Raw genomic sequence first — 1,316 nt, 5'->3', positions numbered from 1 at the left:
TGGTCGGTGATAGAGGATTCGAACCTCTGACCCTCTGGTCCCAAACCAGATGCGCTACCGGGCTGCGCTAATCACCGAGCATTCAAAGCGAAACAATCAGTCTCGTTGAGAACGGAGCGCATCTTATCCCCTCACATATAAACCGTCAACGATTTTTTTGAAAAGCCTTCGCGCTTGCTTAATTTAACATCTATCAGCTAATAAAGTAGTCGATTTGGGGAGATTAGGGAAAGGTTAAGCAGTACAACATCTCAATATTTACCCTAACTAAGCGCTATTTAGCACTGTATAAAATAGGCAAAATTGCGCTGCTGATTATCTTTTTTATAAAACGGTCTGTTATCAAGCTAAATCAATGACACCACCATGCGCCCCTGTTAAAATGTCGCCGATTTTATCTTCGCGCCACATAAAGGAAATCCTAGCCCCATGACAGCCCAAATTATCGATGGTAAAGCGATAGCTCAATCCATTCGAAAACAGTTGGCCGCAAAAGTTACCGCCCGTAAAGAGGCTGGACAACGCGTACCAGGACTTGCAGTAATACTTGTAGGAGCAGATCCAGCCTCTCAAGTCTATGTAGGCAGTAAACGCCGAGCCTGTGAGGAGGTTGGCTTCCTCTCACAATCATTCGACCTGCCTAGTGATACCGCAGAAGAAGCATTGCTGACGCTAATAGACGAGTGTAATGATGACCCGAATATTGATGGTATCTTAGTGCAATTGCCACTGCCTAAGCATATTGAAGAGTCCAAAGTGATTGAGCGCATCCGTCCAGATAAAGATGTTGATGGCTTTCATCCTTACAATGTTGGTCGTCTAGCACAGCGTATTCCGGTTCTGCGCTCTTGCACGCCAATGGGCATTATGACATTAATTAAATCAACCGGTATCGATACCTATGGGTTAGATGCTGTCGTGGTTGGTGCATCAAACATCGTTGGTCGCCCAATGACACTTGAGCTTCTGCTTGCTGGCTGCACGACCACCACTTGTCATCGCTTTACTCGCGATCTTGAAGATAAAGTCCGTCGCGCTGATTTGGTGATCGTTGCTGTTGGTAAGCCAAACTTCATTCCTGGTGATTGGATTAAACCCGGTGCCATTGTTATCGATGTAGGCATAAATCGCCTTGAAAACGGTACCTTAGTTGGTGATGTGCAATATGATGTTGCAGCAAACGTTGCAAGCCACATTACCCCCGTTCCTGGTGGTGTTGGCCCGATGACCATTGCCAGTTTATTGGAAAATACTCTGTACGCAGCGGAAAATTATCACGATTAAGCTAGGTTCTAGGTTCTAGGTTCTAGGTTCTA

The 1,316-nt window shown here is 45.6% G+C and carries 1 protein-coding gene and 1 tRNA gene; one reads left to right on the top strand and one right to left on the bottom strand.

Annotated elements, in window-relative coordinates; all coding sequences use genetic code 11:
- Positions 1-77: transfer RNA gene (locus L876_RS0120750), tRNA-Pro, on the bottom strand.
- A 352-nt stretch (positions 78-429) separates the two neighbouring features.
- On the opposite strand from L876_RS0120750, the gene folD reads away from it, so the two are divergent.
- Positions 430-1,284 carry a bifunctional methylenetetrahydrofolate dehydrogenase/methenyltetrahydrofolate cyclohydrolase FolD gene (gene folD / locus L876_RS0120745; protein WP_028765550.1) on the top strand — a complete coding sequence of 285 codons (855 nt, stop codon included), beginning with the start codon at positions 430-432 and terminating at the stop codon, positions 1,282-1,284.
- Positions 1,285-1,316 lie beyond the last annotated feature (32 nt).

The sequence above is a fragment of the Shewanella colwelliana ATCC 39565 genome, from assembly GCF_000518705.1.
GTDB lineage: Bacteria > Pseudomonadota > Gammaproteobacteria > Enterobacterales > Shewanellaceae > Shewanella > Shewanella colwelliana.
This window is presented reverse-complemented; position numbering and strand designations above follow the sequence as displayed.

Excerpts from the sequence above, each read along its gene's own strand:
- folD (WP_028765550.1), top strand. The coding sequence starts at position 430 with ATGACAGCCCAAATTATCGATGGTAAAGCGATAGCTCAATCCATTCGA.